The following is a 12,616-nucleotide window of genomic DNA, read 5'->3' on the forward strand; positions in this document are numbered from 1 at the left end:
CGGACGGCCGCCCGGCGCGGGTGGGCGCCGGGCGGCCGTCGTGGCCGTGGCGGTGGGTCAGGACTCCTGGCGACGGCGGCGGGTGACCACCAGGGTGCCCGCGCCCAGCGCGATCGCGGTGGCGCCGCCGACGGCCAGGGCGCCCACCGGGGCGTCGGTGCCGGTGGAGGCGAGGTTGGCGGCGGCGGCGGTGGTGTCCGTCGTGCTGGTGGTCGTGGTGGTCGTGCCGGTGGTGGTCAGACCTGCCTGGACGGTGCCGCCGTTGCTGCTGTTGCTGTTGCCGTTGTTGCCGTTGCTGCCGTGCCCGGCCGCCTCGTCCCGGGCGCGCGCCTCGGCGAGCCCCTCGGTCAGGAACGCGCGCAGCGCCTCCGGGGTACCGGCGTCCAGCGCCTCGCCCGCGGCCTTCCGGGCCTCCGGGCCGCCGACCGACATCGCCTTCGAGACCTGCAGCAGGTAGTCGTCGAGCCGGAGCCGGGGCGCCCGCGCGAGGAAGTCGGCGATCGCCGCGGTGTCGTTCTCCTCCAGCACGGCCAGCGCCTCGGCGCTCAGCTCGTCGCTGATGGCCGGGTCCTCGATGAACTGCGAGAGCTTGACCCGGTTGTCGGAAGCGATCTGCGCCGGGGCCTCCACCTGGAGGAAGTGCGCGATGGCCGCGTCGTCGCGCCCGTCCAGCAGCTCCAGCGCCTTCGCACGCAACGCGCCGCTGATGGCCGGGTCCTCGATGAACTGCGAGAGCTTGACCCGGTTGTCGGAAGCGATCTGCGCCGGGGCCTCCACCTGGAGGAAGTGCGCGATGGCCGCGTCGTCGCGCCCGTCCAGCAGCTCCAGCGCCTTCGCACGCAACGCGCCGCTGATGAAGGGGTTCTCGATGAACTGCGAGAGCTTGACCCGGTTGTCGGCGGCGGTCAGTACCGGGAAGTCGACGTAGAGGAAGCGGTCGACCGCCTCGATGCTGCCGTCGTTGAACGCGTCCTGAACCGCCTGCCAGACCTTGGTGCCGTACCCGGCGAGGCTCATGAGCTGGATGGCCTTGATCCTCTTGTCGTCGTCGATGACCAGCGGCAGTTCGACGTCGAGGAAGTGCTGGATCTGCTCGGCGGTACCGGTCTTCGCCTCCGTGACCTTCTCCTGGAAGAAGCCGAAGTGGCCCGGCTCGGCGAGCAGCGCGTCCAGCCGGGCCCGCAGCGCGGCCAGGTCGGCCGCCGGGGTCTCCGGGTCGGCCGCCGGGGTCTCCGGGGTGGCGGGCTCAGCCGGGGTGGTCGTCGGGGCGGTGGAATCCGCGGGCACGGTGGAGTCGGCCGGGGCCGCGGGCTCTGCCGGGGCCGCGGGCTCTGCCGGAACGGCGGGCTCGGTGGCGGGCACCTCGGCGGCCGGGGCCGTCGGGGCCTCCGCGGTCGGCGTGGTGTCCGGGACGGAGGCGTCCGGCTGGGACTGGCCGACGGGGCCGGTGTCGGCCATCGCCTGGCCGGCGCCGAGGGCGGTCGGCGCGGCGACCGCGGCCACGAAAACGGCAGCGGCGAGCGAACGGCGGATGCTCAAAGTTCCCCCCAGGGAAGGCAGTACGCGCGGGAAGCGTCGCCGCGGCAGACGATCACGCGGCGGTTGGTGCGGGGATCGTACCGGAACTTTCCGGCCCGTCATAACCGGTTCTTTTCCGATCCTTTGCGCTCGATCGACCCTTGGGTGGCGTGGGTGGCGGTGGGCGGGTACCGGGTCGCACTGGAGGCGAACGGGGTGCTCGAGTGTCGGAACGCGGCCGGGCGCCGGTTGCGGGCGGTGCCGTCGAAGTCACGGGACGACCCGGCGGGGGGTCGGGCTGCGGGCGCTGGCCGCCCGGGCGGCGAGCAGCGGCTGGGGCGGTTGCACCGCGAAGTGCGGCACCGCCCGGCCGACCTGGCCCCGCGGGCCACCCTGGTCACCGCCTACGCGGGCGGCCGCTACCCGGAGCCGCAGCAACTCGCCGCCCGCTGCGCCCGGTTCGGCCACCGGCTCCGGGGCGGGTACGCGGTGCTGCCGCTGGTCGAGGACGGACGGGCGGCGGCTGCCGCTCCGCGAGGTGGGCCCGGTGGCCTGGTCCGAGGGCGTCCGGATGGCTGCCGCGCTGTACGCGGGCGGCGCGGTCGGAGCGGAGGACGGCTGCCGGTCAGGCGAGCCCGGCGCGCTCCAGGGCCTCGACGCCGGTGCGCAGGGCGGCGATCCGCTCCTCCAGCGTCCAGCCGGCCGGGGCGAGGGTGAGGGTGGTGACGCCCGCGGCGGCGTAGGCCTGCATGCGGTCGGCGATCCGGGCGGTGTCGCCGAGCAGGGCGGTGGCGTCGATGAAGTCGTGCGGGACGGCGGCCGCGGCGGCGGCCTTGTCGCGGGCCAGGTAGTGGGTCTGGACCTCGTCGGCGGCCTGCTCGAAGCCCATCCGGCGGGCGAGCTGGCTGTAGAAGTTCTTCTCCTTGCTGCCCATGCCGCCGAGGTAGAGGGCGGTGTAGTCGCGCAGGGTGTCGGCGGCGGCCTCGACGTCCTCGCCGACGGCGATGTTGACGGTGGGGCAGAGGTCGAAGCCGTCGAGGGTGAGCCCCGCCTTGGCGCGGCCCGCGGCGAGGGCTTCGGTGGAGAGGGCGGCGTGCTCGGGGGCGAAGAAGAGGCCGAGCCAGCCGTCGGCGATCTCGCCGGTCAGTTCGAGGTTCTTGGGGCCCATGGAGGCGATGTACAGCGGGATGCGCTCGCGGACGGGGTGGACGGTGAGCTTGAGCGGCTTGCCGGGGCCGCCGGGCAGCGGGAGCGTCCAGTGGGCGCCGTCGTGGACCAACCGCTCGCGGGACATCGCCTTGCGGACGATCTCCACGTACTCGCGGGTGCGGGCCAGCGGCTTGTCGAACTTGACGCCGTACCAGCCCTCGGAGACCTGCGGGCCGGAGACGCCGAGGCCGAGCCGGAAGCGGCCGCCGGAGAGGGTGTCCAGGGTGGCGGCGGTCATCGCGGTCATCGCGGGGGTGCGGGCCGGGATCTGGAAGATCGCCGAGCCGACGTCGATCCGCTCGGTCCTGGCGGCCACGTAGGACAGCACGGTGGCGGCGTCCGAGCCGTACGCCTCGGCGGCCCAGCAGACCGCGTAACCGAGGCGGTCGGCCTCCTGGGCGACCGCGATGTTGTCGGCGTCCAGGCCGAGTCCCCAGTAGCCGAGGTTGATCCCGAGTCGCATGTGCCCAAGCCTTCCAGTCCGGTGGTGCGGGTGAGCGTAGCCGCCCCGGCGGAGGTCGTGCTACCGACCGGTAGGGGTGGTGCGGGTCACACCGGGGCGCGCGCGGCGGCGCGGCGCGCGGGTGCTCCCGGGCCCCGGGGGGTTTCGCCGCTACCCTCACAGCACGTGGGGGGCAACGCCCCCGACCTGCGCCGACACGATTGGCACAGCGGGCGTGACGGAGGGCGCGATGGAACAGCGACAGCTCGGCCGGACCGGCCTGCGGGTCTCCCGGCTCGGTCTGGGCACCCTCACCTGGGGCCGGGACACCGACGAGCACGAGGCCGCCGAGCAGTTGAAGGCGTTCGTGGACGCGGGCGGCACCCTGGTCGACACCGCCGACGTGTACGCGGACGGCGGCGCCGAGTACCTGCTGTCCCGGCTGACCGACGGCCTCGTCCCGCGCTCCGAGCTGGTGATCGCCACCAAGGCGGGCGCCCGGCCCGGCTCGCGCCGCCCCGACGCCTCCCGCGGCCACCTGCTGACCGCCCTGGACGCCTCGCTGCGCCGCCTGAACACCGACCACGTCGACCTGTGGCAGGTGTACGCGTACGACCCGGCCACCCCCACCGAGGAGACCCTGCACGCGCTCGACCTGGCGGTCTCCTCCGGCCGGGCCCGGTACGTCGGGGTCTGCCAGTACAGCGGCTGGCAGCTCGCCAAGTCCGCGGCCCGGCAGCACGCGGTGCCCGGCAGCACCCCGCTGGCCTCCGTCCAGCTGGAGTACTCGCTGCTGCAGCGCGGCATCGAGCGCGAGGCGCTGCCCGCCGCGCTGGACGCCGGGGTCGGCCTGCTGGCCTGCTCGCCGCTCGGCCGGGGCGTGCTGACCGGCAAGTACCGGCACGGCGTGCCCCCGGAGTCGCGCGGTGCCTCCCCGTACCCCACCGGCCCGGTGCAGCCGTACCTGGGCGAGGGCTCCCGGCGGATCGTGGACGCGCTGGCCACCGCCGCCGACGGGCTCGCCTCCACCCCGCTCAAGGTCGCCCTCGCCTGGGTCCGCGACCGTCCCGGCGTGTCGGCGACCCTGCTGGGCGCCCGCACCGCCGCCCAGCTGCAGTCCTCGCTGTCGGTCGAGGCCCTTACGCTTCCGGGTGAGATCCGCGCTGCGCTGGACGACGTGTCGGCCCCGGTGCACCGCTACCCGGACCAGGGCTGGACGGAGCTGTAGCCGCCCGCCCGTCGAAGGAGCCTTCCCGCGATGACCATCCCCGAGGAGAGCCCGGCCGAGAACCGGGCCGAGAGCCGGGCGGAGCGCCCGGCGGAGCCGACGGTCGCGCCGGAGCCGACGGCGGGCCCCGGCACGCCGCTCACCGGTGCGGAGCGCGCCGCCGCGGTGGCCGCGCTGGCCAAGGCGATCGGCGCGATCAACGCGAACGACATCGTCGCCCCGCCCCGTCCGCGTGACGTCGACCTACCGGCCGCTGACGAAGAGGTGACCGACGGGGCCGCGGCCGACGAGGCCGTGGCGGACCGACCCGTCGCCGACGCGCCCGCCGCCGAGCCGTCCGCCGCCGCCCGTCCGGTCCGCCGCCCGTCCGCCCCGGCGGACCGGCCCGCCCCGCTCGACGACGCGCAGCGCCGGGCCGCGCTGGCGGCCGTCGGCGAGGTGCTGGCGGTCGGCGGGGCGCCCGCCGAGCTGGCGCCCACCGCGCTGGCCGAGCTCGGCGAGGGCGCGGCCGAGCTGCTGCGGGAGGACCCGTGGGCGGTGCTGTCGCTGCCCGGGGTGCGCCCCGAGCACGCGGACGGCTTCGCCAAGGGCCTGCTCGGCCCCGCCGCCCAGCCGGGCGATCCGCGGCGGGCCCAGGCGCTGGTCGCCTGGCTGCTGGAGCAGGCCGCGCTGCGCGGGCACTCGGCGCAGGAGCTCGGCGAGGTCGCGGAGGCGCTGCGCACCCAGCGGGTCCCGGACCCGGAGGGCGCGCTGCAGGCGGTGCTGGAGGACGGGCGGGTGATGCCGTTCCAGGAGGAGCTGCCGATGCCGCCGGGCAGCCACGACGAGGACGAGGAGCCGCCCGTCCGCACCGTGCTCGCCCTGGAGCGGCTGGCACTGGCGGAGGAGAGCCTCGGCGAGGGCCTGGTCCGGCTGCTGTCCACCTTCGCGCCCGGCACCGACGGGGAGCCGGAGGAGGGCGGCGCGCCCGCGCGGCCCGGCCCGGCCGCCTGGGCGGAGGCCGCGGCGGCGGCGCCGCGCTCCGCGCAGGAGCTGGTGCGGGCCGCGGCCGACTCCGGCCTGGTGCTGCACACCGGCGGCGAGGCGGCCCGGGCCGAGCCCGCCGCGCTGCTGCACGCCGCGGCCGGACTGGGCCTGCGGGTCTGGGCGGCCACCTGGACCGGCCAGGGGCGGGACGCGCTGGCGGCGCTGCTGCCCGAGGGCTCCCCCGCCGCCGGGCGGATCGGCACGCTGAGCGACCTGCTCTCCGGCGCCGACGTGCCGCGCGCGGTGGACGGCACCCTCGAACTGGACGTGCTGGTGGTGCTGGACGCCCCGCTGCTGGACGTGGAGACCGCCGCGACGCTGCTGGAGGCGGTGCCGGACGGCGCCCGGCTGGTGCTGTCCGGGGACCCGGAGGGCCTGTGGTCGGCCGGTCCGGGCCGGTTCTTCGCCGACCTGCGGGCCGCGCGGGCCTGCCCCGCGGTGGCGTCCCGGACGCCGGACCTCGGGCCGATCGGCGAGCTGGTGTCCGGTGTCGGCGTCGGCGAGCTGCTGCCGGTGGACGCGCCGGACAAGGAGGTGGTGATCCTCACCGCGCAGGACGGCGGGGAGGCCGTGCACCGGGCCGTCCAACTGCTCACCGACTCGATCCCGCGGGCGCTGTCCGTGCCGCCCGAGCAGACGGTGCTGCTGACCCCGGGCCACGGCGGCCCGGCCGGGACGCGGGCGCTGAACGCGGCGGCCAAGGCCCGGCTGAACCCCGGCCCGGGCCGGTTCGGCGGCTTCGACCCGGGCGACCGGGTGGTGCACTCCCCCGCGCTGGGCGTCAGCCTGCCCGGGCGGGTGCTGGACGGCGACGCGAGCGGCCTGCACGTGGAACTGGCCGACGGCGGCCGGATCACGCTGACCCCGGCCCAGGCCGGGAAGCTGCGCCACGGCTGGGCGGTGACGGCCCACCAGGCGGTCGGGCGGCGCTGGCCCGCGGTGGTCGTGGTGCTGCCGCCGGAGGCGGCCGGGCAGTTGACCAGGCAGTGGGTGTACTCGGCGTTCGGCCGCGCGGAGCGGCACCTGTCGGTGGTGCACGCGGCGGGCCCGGCGCTGGCCCAGGCGGTCGCGGAGCGGCCCGCGCCGGACCGCACGACCCGGCTGCGCTCCGTCCTCACCGCGCAGTAGCCCGGGCATGGGGTAACCCGGCGGCATGGTGGCCCGGACGCGACGGGGCCCGGTCGCGGGGCGGCCCGGAAACACCGCGGGTGCGGGGGTGGACGACGCCCACCCCCGCACCCGCGGAACACGTACACGCTGCTGCCGGGCCAACCGTTCGACGGGCTCGGGCGGGGGAGAGCCGCCGCAATCCCCCTGGCGCCTCGACGTCGAGGCGCCTTTCTCCTTCGCCCGCCGTGGACCGGCAGCAGTCCCCCGTGCGACGTACGGCCGCACCGGCGACCGCATTTCGACGCTCCGCTCCCCCGAGTCGGAGCACCGGAATGCGACTCCGTTGCGGTCCGAACGTTAGCCGAAATTCGTCCCGGACGGGCTTGAATTGTGCGAAGTGATCCGGCTCACGCGCCTTTCGCGGCCGCGCGGCGGGCGGGGCGGAAACGGGCGGCGGGCCCGGTGGGGTCGGGCGGTGAGCGGTCGGGGGCGGCCCGGTCGGCGCGGGAATTCGGGGAATACCGCCGAGGCCCCGGGGGGGGAACTCGGGATTCCGGGCAGGTCGGGAGAAGTGCTCGGCCGTCCGTCGGCGCACCGTTCCCGCTGCCGCGCCGCCGGAGCCGGGAGGTCTCGGATCGCCCCTTCCTGGCGCTCCCGGCGTTCCCGGACGCACGGAGGCCGGGGCACCGACCGCACGGGTGCGGCCGGTGCCCCGGTCCCGGGTCGCGTCACCGGGTCACCGGCGGACGGCCCCCCTGCCTCGTACGGGCCCGCGGTTCAGCGGTCCTCCGGGTCAGAGCTCGTCGAGCTCGTCGTCGTAGACCTCGCTGACGTCGAAGCGGCAGATCAGCAGCTCCGGGTCGGCGCCCTCGAAGGGCTCGGGCAGCCACTCGCCGGGGTCGGCCGGTTCGGTGGCCGAAACCCACAGGGTGGAGTCGCCCTCCTCCAGGCCGAACTCCTCGGCCCGGGCGGCGATCTCGTCCGGTTCGTACTCGCCGAACAGGACGCCGATCGCCGCCGTCACCTCGCCCTCGGCGCCCCCGCCGGGCACGAGCGACTCGTCGACCCGTTCGGCCTGGGCGCGCAGTCGCTTCGGGTCGGCGATCAGGTAGTCGCGGCGGATCAGCACGCTGATCGCCTCGGGGTGGTCGGGCCCCTGGTAGCCGGTCCCGGCGTCGTCGCCGGGGATCTCGAAGGGGGTGACCTCGTCGTAGACCTCGTACAGGATCTGGTCGTAGGCGATGGCCGCCGCCGCGAGCTCCTCGTAGGCGTGGACGACGACCGGATCGCCGGGTTCGGTGGAGTTGGAGACGGCCTGCAGGTGGCGGTCGATGGCGGCCTTGACCGCCTCTGCGGCGGCCCGTACCTCGGTGATGGTCAGCTGCGCGGCATCAGACATGGTGCAGACGCTATCCCCACCCGGCGACGACACGCACAGCGGTTGTCACCTACAGCCGCTAAAACCGGGCAAGTTCACCCCGGATGTCCGTTCCGGGTGCTTCTGCGACCGCCGTTTCCCGGCCCTCCCCCGCTCCTGGCACCGCCCCCTCCCCCGCTCCGGCCCCGCTCCCGTCCGCCTCCGGCCGCGCATCGGCGCGGCCCGGCGCGGGTATCCCTTCCGGTACCGGAAAACTGATTGACGATCAGCTCGGGCCGGGCGAGGCTCGGACCGTCCGCCCGGACGGGCCGCACCCGAACCGGCCGCCCGACGGCGACGCGCCGTAGGCTTGCAGGCAGTCCAGCAGCGGAGGAGAGGTCTTGATCCCTACCAAAACGGTCCGGCTCCCGGAGTACGAGTACCAATCGCTCCGCCTGCCGCGCGGCACGACCCGGAACGCCGCGCGCCAGCTCCTGACCGAGCACGCCGAGTACGGGAACTGGGAGCTCGACCGGCTCCGGCTGTTCCCAGACGGCAGCCGCACGGTCCGGCTGAAGCGGAAGATCATCCGGCAGGTCCGTTCCACCTGGTAGCGGTCACCCGGCACCCGTGACGCCCGCGCCCGGGCACCCCGCAGCTCCGTGCGGCGGGGTGCCCGGGCGCGGGCGCGGTACCGGTGCCGCCCTGAGGGCGGTCAGCGGCGGGCGAGGGCCCGCGAGCGGCGGTAGAGCACGCCGCCGCCGAGCAGCAGCGCGACACCGGCGGGGGCCAGGACCTCCAGGCCGGACGCACCGGTCGAGGCCAGCTGCGCCTGCCCGGCGGGGGCGGCGGCCCGGGCCTGGGTCACGGTGCCGGGGGTCGACGGCTGGTTGACTGCGGGGGTGGACGGCTGGTCGCCGTTGGGGCCGCCGGTGCGGTCGCTGCCCGGGGTGGTCGGCGTGCTCGGGGGGGTGCCGTGGTCGCCGCCGGTCTGCTCGGGCGGGCAGTCGTCGCCGGGCGGCTGGGTGTGCGGGGGCGGGGTGGTCGGGTGGTGGTGCGGGGTGCCGGTGTTGCCGCAGTCGTTGCCGAACGCCGGGTTGCCGAGGCCCACCACGTCGACCGAGTTGCCGCAGGCGTTCACCGGCGCGGCCACCGGCACCTGGACGTCGTTGCCCGAGGCGACGCCGGGCGAGTTGCTCGTCGTCCCGCTCGCGGCGGAGCCCGGCGCTGCGGTGCTGCCGCCGTGGCCCCCGGTGCCCTGGTGGCTCGGGGTGCTGACGTTGGCGCAGTCGTTGCCGTACGCCGGGTTCAGCAGGCCGATCACGTTGATCGTGTTGCCGCAGGCGTTCACCGGCAGTTCCACGGGCACCTGCACCGAGTTCCCGGAGCCCACGCCCGGCGAGTTGGCCGCCACGCCGTGCGCATCGGCGGCCGCGTGGGCGTAGCCCGCGGTCGAGGCCAGCACGCTGCCGGTGGCCATGGCCGTGAGGATGCCTTTCCTGGCGACCTGTCGCATTGACTCCCCTAGGTTTCTCGTTCTGGTCCGGTCCGGTCCGGTCCGGCGACGTCGAATTTCCGCACGTCCTGGACCTGAAACCGACCGGTGATCGGATAGTCGGAATTGCCTGCCGAAACGGCAGCGGCACTACTCCAACGACCCTTAACGGTGATGGTTGAGCCATCTGCAGTCAGTTCATCCGATCGGGTGAGCCGCACCCTTTCCCGGGAACCGCACCGTTCACCCGACCGGGGCGGCCGCGTTCCCGGAGGACCTCTCGGTCACCCCCCGGAACGCGGCCGCCCCCGCGCGACACGGGGGTCGCGCGGGGGCGGGAACTCGGGGTCGGACGGCCCGCCGGTCAGCGGCGGGACCGGCTCAGACGTTCTGGCAGGCGTTGCCGAACGCCGGGTTGAGCAGGCCGATCACGCTGATGGTGTTGCCGCAGACGTTCACCGGGACGTGCACCGGGATCTGGATCAGGTTGCCGGAGAGCACACCCGGGGAGGCGACCGCGGAGCCGTCCGCGTGCGCGCCGCCGTGCGCCGAGGCGGCGCCGGCGCCCGCGAGCACCAGGCCACCGGTGGCGGCGACAACGGCAGCGATCTTCTTGGCCTTCATCTGAACTGTTCCTCCTGGTCGTTTCCAGCCCGTTCCCCCGGGCTGCACACGGAAGAACGAAGCCGCCGCGGCCGGGACACGGAGCCGGAAACGCATTCACCCGTTGAAGTGATCAAGCGAACAGGTGATCGCCATTTCGGATGCTCGACAGCTCTGATGCTGGGCGGACCAATACGATTTCCGACTCCCGTGCCCCCTCCCGCTCCGACCGTTCAGGCCAGGTCGATGAACCGGTCCAGCACCCGCACGCCGAACTTCAGGCCGTCCACCGGCACCCGCTCGTCCACGCCGTGGAACATCCCCGCGAAGTCCAGGTCCGGCGGGAGCTGCAGCGGCGCGAAGCCGAAGCAGCGGATGCCCAGGTCCTGGAAGGACTTGGCGTCGGTGCCGCCGGACAGGCAGTAGGGGACGGCCCGGGCGATCGGGTCCTCGGCACGCAGCGCGGTCTGCATGGCCTCGACCAGGGCGCCGTCGAAGCTGGTCTCGATCGCCTTGTCGTGGTGCAGGCTCTCGCGCTTCACCCGCGGCCCGAGGACGCTGTCCAGTTCGGCCAGGAACTCCTCCTCGTAGCCGGGCAGGAAGCGGCCGTCCACGTGCGCGGTGGCCTGGCCGGGGATCACGTTCACCTTGTAGCCCGCGCCGAGCATGGTCGGCTGGGCGGTGTTGCGCAGGGTGGTGCCGATCATCTTGGCGATGCCGCCGAGCACCCGCAGCGTCTCGTCCATGTCCTCCGGGTCGAGCCGCACGCCCAGCGCGTCCGAGAGCTCGTCCAGGAAGGCCCGGACGGTCTTGGTGATCCGCAGCGGGAACTGGTGCCGGCCGAGCCGGGCCACCGCCTCGCACAGCTCGGTGATCGCGTTGTCGTCGTTCTCCATCGAACCGTGCCCGGCCCGGCCCTCGACGGTCAGGCGCATCCAGTGCATGCCCTTCTCCGCCGTCTCCACCAGGTACAGCCGGGCCTGGTCGTTGACGGTGAAGGAGAAGCCGCCGACCTCGCCGATCGCCTCGGTGACGCCCTCGAACAGCTCGGGGTGCCGGTCCACCAGGAACCGGGCGCCGTACGTGCCGCCCGCCTCCTCGTCGGCCAGGAACGCGAGCACCAGGTCGCGCGGGGGCTTGCGGCCGGTGCGCAGCCGGTCGCGGACCACCGCGAGGGTCATCGCGTCCATGTCCTTCATGTCGACGGCGCCGCGGCCCCACACGCAGCCCTCGGTGATCTCGCCGGAGAACGGGTGCACCGTCCAGTCGTCGGCGTTGGCCGGGACGACGTCGGTGTGCCCGTGGATCAGCAGGCCGGGCCGGGACCGGTCCTCGCCCTCGATCCGGACCACCGTGGACGCCCGGCCCTTGGCCGACTCGAAGATCTGCGGCTCCAGCCCGAACTCGGCGAGCTGCTCGGCCACGTACTCGGCGGCCTTCCGCTCCCCCGGGCCGGAACCGTCGCCGTAGTTGCTGGTGTCGATCCGGATCAGGTCGCGGCAGATCTCCGCGACCTCCGACTCGGCCGTCACCGCGCGCTCGCTGCCCACGCTCATCGCTCCCACCTCGTGTCTGCCCGCCCCGGCGCGGCTGCGGCCCGCGCCGCCCCGACCCCGGTCGGGGGCCGCGGGCGCCGTCCCGCCATCCTCCCCCAGCGCCCGTCCGGCCCCAAGGGCATATCCCACCGACACTCCTCACAGCGCCCTGCCCCGCCCACTTTCGAAGCCCCGGCCTCCCCCGCGCCCCCGGTTTTGGGTCTGGCAGTCGATCTTTGCTACTGTTGTCCGTGTCAGCGCGGGTCGCCCCGCGAGGACGACACCCGGTCCGGGTGGCGGAATGGCAGACGCGCTAGCTTGAGGTGCTAGTGCCCTTTATCGGGCGTGGGGGTTCAAGTCCCCCCTCGGACACCAGTGTGGGACCCCTGCTACGGCGGGGGTCTCTTGCGTTCCGGGACCGACGGGCAGGGGTGAGGGTTCGGTGAAGCTGGCGGAGGCGCTCGCGCAGCGGGCGGCGGCGGTGCGTCAGGTGGAGCAGTTGCGGGCGCGGGTCGTCGGCAGCGCGCGCTACCAGGAGGGCGAGGAGCCCCCCGAGGACGCGGGCGAGGTGCTGGCGCAGGCCGGGGAGGTGCTGGACGAACTGGAGCGGTTGATCCGGCGGATCAACCGGACGAACTCGGCCGCCGTGGTGGAGGGCGGGGGCACGCTCACCGACGCCCTGGCCCGGCGGGACGTGCTGCGGCTGCGGCACTCGGTGGTCACCTCGGCGGCGGACGCCGCGTCCGGGCGCGACCAGCGCGGGGCGGTGCGGCAGTTGCGGTCGGAGCTGCGGATCCTGTCGGCGCTGCCGGTGGCCGAGCTGCGGGCCGAGGCGGACGCGCTGGCGAAGGAGATCCGGGAGGTGGACACCCTGATCCAGCGCACCAACTGGGAGATCGACCTGATCGAGGACTGATCTCCCCACGAGGACCGGGTGTGGGGAGCGGGTAGTCGCGGCGGAGGCGTGCACAGACCGCGGTCGGCGGTTCATCCGACCCTTGGTGCGTGGAGGGCAACGCTGGGGTTCGATTCCCCGTCAACGATGCAGCTCAGCACCGGGCACAAGTGACGGAGCAGACCGTACGGCTCATCA

Annotated in this window: 10 protein-coding genes, 1 tRNA gene and 1 pseudogene; 6 read left to right on the forward strand and 6 right to left on the reverse strand. The window is 74.8% G+C overall.

Annotation, left to right across the window (positions count from 1 at the left end; translation table 11 throughout):
* Positions 1–57: 57 nt before the first annotated feature.
* Positions 58–1,539 carry an ALF repeat-containing protein gene (locus ACFY00_RS21355; RefSeq protein WP_388033025.1) on the reverse strand — a complete coding sequence of 494 codons (1,482 nt, stop codon included), beginning with the start codon at positions 1,537–1,539 and terminating at the stop codon, positions 58–60.
* A 144-nt stretch (positions 1,540–1,683) separates the two neighbouring features.
* Between ACFY00_RS21355 and ACFY00_RS21360 the strand changes: the two are divergent.
* A pseudogene (locus tag ACFY00_RS21360) lies at positions 1,684–2,134 on the forward strand (hypothetical protein); the annotation flags it as partial.
* Between the two features lie 9 nt (positions 2,135–2,143).
* Here ACFY00_RS21360 and ACFY00_RS21365 read toward each other — a convergent pair.
* Positions 2,144–3,190 (reverse strand): LLM class F420-dependent oxidoreductase, encoded by a 1,047-nt coding sequence (locus ACFY00_RS21365; RefSeq protein ID WP_388033026.1) that lies wholly within the window; start codon positions 3,188–3,190, stop codon positions 2,144–2,146.
* 229 nt (positions 3,191–3,419) lie between these two features.
* On the opposite strand from ACFY00_RS21365, the gene ACFY00_RS21370 reads away from it, so the two are divergent.
* Both ACFY00_RS21370 and ACFY00_RS21375 read left to right on the forward strand, forming a co-directional pair.
* The gene (locus ACFY00_RS21370) at positions 3,420–4,397 is read left to right on the forward strand and encodes an aldo/keto reductase (RefSeq protein WP_388033027.1); all 978 of its coding nucleotides are present in this window, start codon (positions 3,420–3,422) and stop codon (positions 4,395–4,397) included.
* A 30-nt stretch (positions 4,398–4,427) separates the two neighbouring features.
* Positions 4,428–6,551, forward strand: coding sequence for a helix-hairpin-helix domain-containing protein (locus tag ACFY00_RS21375; protein ID WP_388033028.1), 2,124 nt, complete (start codon positions 4,428–4,430; stop codon positions 6,549–6,551).
* A 775-nt stretch (positions 6,552–7,326) separates the two neighbouring features.
* Here the strand turns inward: ACFY00_RS21375 and ACFY00_RS21380 are convergent.
* Positions 7,327–7,932 carry a hypothetical protein gene (locus ACFY00_RS21380; RefSeq protein ID WP_388033029.1) on the reverse strand — a complete coding sequence of 202 codons (606 nt, stop codon included), beginning with the start codon at positions 7,930–7,932 and terminating at the stop codon, positions 7,327–7,329.
* A gap of 362 nt (positions 7,933–8,294) precedes the next feature.
* Here ACFY00_RS21380 and ACFY00_RS21385 point away from each other — a divergent pair, with 362 nt between their 5' ends.
* Positions 8,295–8,504 (forward strand): DUF5703 family protein, encoded by a 210-nt coding sequence (locus ACFY00_RS21385; protein ID WP_033251932.1) that lies wholly within the window; start codon positions 8,295–8,297, stop codon positions 8,502–8,504.
* Positions 8,505–8,605: 101 nt separating this feature from the next.
* Here ACFY00_RS21385 and ACFY00_RS21390 read toward each other — a convergent pair whose 3' ends face one another.
* The 3 genes from ACFY00_RS21390 to ACFY00_RS21400 form a co-directional block, all read right to left on the reverse strand.
* Positions 8,606–9,370, reverse strand: coding sequence for a chaplin (locus ACFY00_RS21390; protein WP_388033030.1), 765 nt, complete (start codon positions 9,368–9,370; stop codon positions 8,606–8,608).
* 396 nt (positions 9,371–9,766) lie between these two features.
* A complete protein-coding gene (locus ACFY00_RS21395) occupies positions 9,767–10,009 on the reverse strand; it encodes a chaplin (RefSeq protein ID WP_033212762.1) in 243 nt (80 codons plus the stop codon).
* 212 nt (positions 10,010–10,221) lie between these two features.
* Entirely contained in the window at positions 10,222–11,544 is a 1,323-nt protein-coding gene (locus tag ACFY00_RS21400) for a M20/M25/M40 family metallo-hydrolase (RefSeq protein ID WP_388033031.1), read from the reverse strand.
* 266 nt (positions 11,545–11,810) lie between these two features.
* Here ACFY00_RS21400 and ACFY00_RS21405 point away from each other — a divergent pair.
* Positions 11,811–11,898, forward strand: a tRNA-Leu gene (locus tag ACFY00_RS21405).
* 67 nt (positions 11,899–11,965) lie between these two features.
* Entirely contained in the window at positions 11,966–12,439 is a 474-nt protein-coding gene (locus ACFY00_RS21410; protein WP_388033032.1) for a DIP1984 family protein, read from the forward strand.
* The last annotated feature ends 177 nt before the right edge of the window (positions 12,440–12,616 follow it).

Origin of the sequence: Kitasatospora sp. NPDC001540 (assembly GCF_042894345.1) — a bacterium.
Lineage (GTDB): Bacteria > Actinomycetota > Actinomycetes > Streptomycetales > Streptomycetaceae > Kitasatospora > Kitasatospora phosalacinea_C.

What these genes read in the sequence shown, in the direction of transcription:
- ACFY00_RS21400 (WP_388033031.1), bottom strand. Translation starts at nt 11,544, where the DNA reads ATGAGCGTGGGCAGCGAGCGCGCGGTGACGGCCGAGTCGGAGGTCGCG.
- ACFY00_RS21395 (WP_033212762.1), bottom strand. Translation starts at nt 10,009, where the DNA reads ATGAAGGCCAAGAAGATCGCTGCCGTTGTCGCCGCCACCGGTGGCCTG.
- ACFY00_RS21370 (WP_388033027.1), top strand. Translation starts at nt 3,420, where the DNA reads ATGGAACAGCGACAGCTCGGCCGGACCGGCCTGCGGGTCTCCCGGCTC.
- ACFY00_RS21390 (WP_388033030.1), bottom strand. Translation starts at nt 9,370, where the DNA reads ATGGCCACCGGCAGCGTGCTGGCCTCGACCGCGGGCTACGCCCACGCG.
- ACFY00_RS21375 (WP_388033028.1), top strand. Translation starts at nt 4,428, where the DNA reads ATGACCATCCCCGAGGAGAGCCCGGCCGAGAACCGGGCCGAGAGCCGG.
- ACFY00_RS21380 (WP_388033029.1), bottom strand. Translation starts at nt 7,932, where the DNA reads ATGTCTGATGCCGCGCAGCTGACCATCACCGAGGTACGGGCCGCCGCA.
- ACFY00_RS21365 (WP_388033026.1), bottom strand. Translation starts at nt 3,190, where the DNA reads ATGCGACTCGGGATCAACCTCGGCTACTGGGGACTCGGCCTGGACGCC.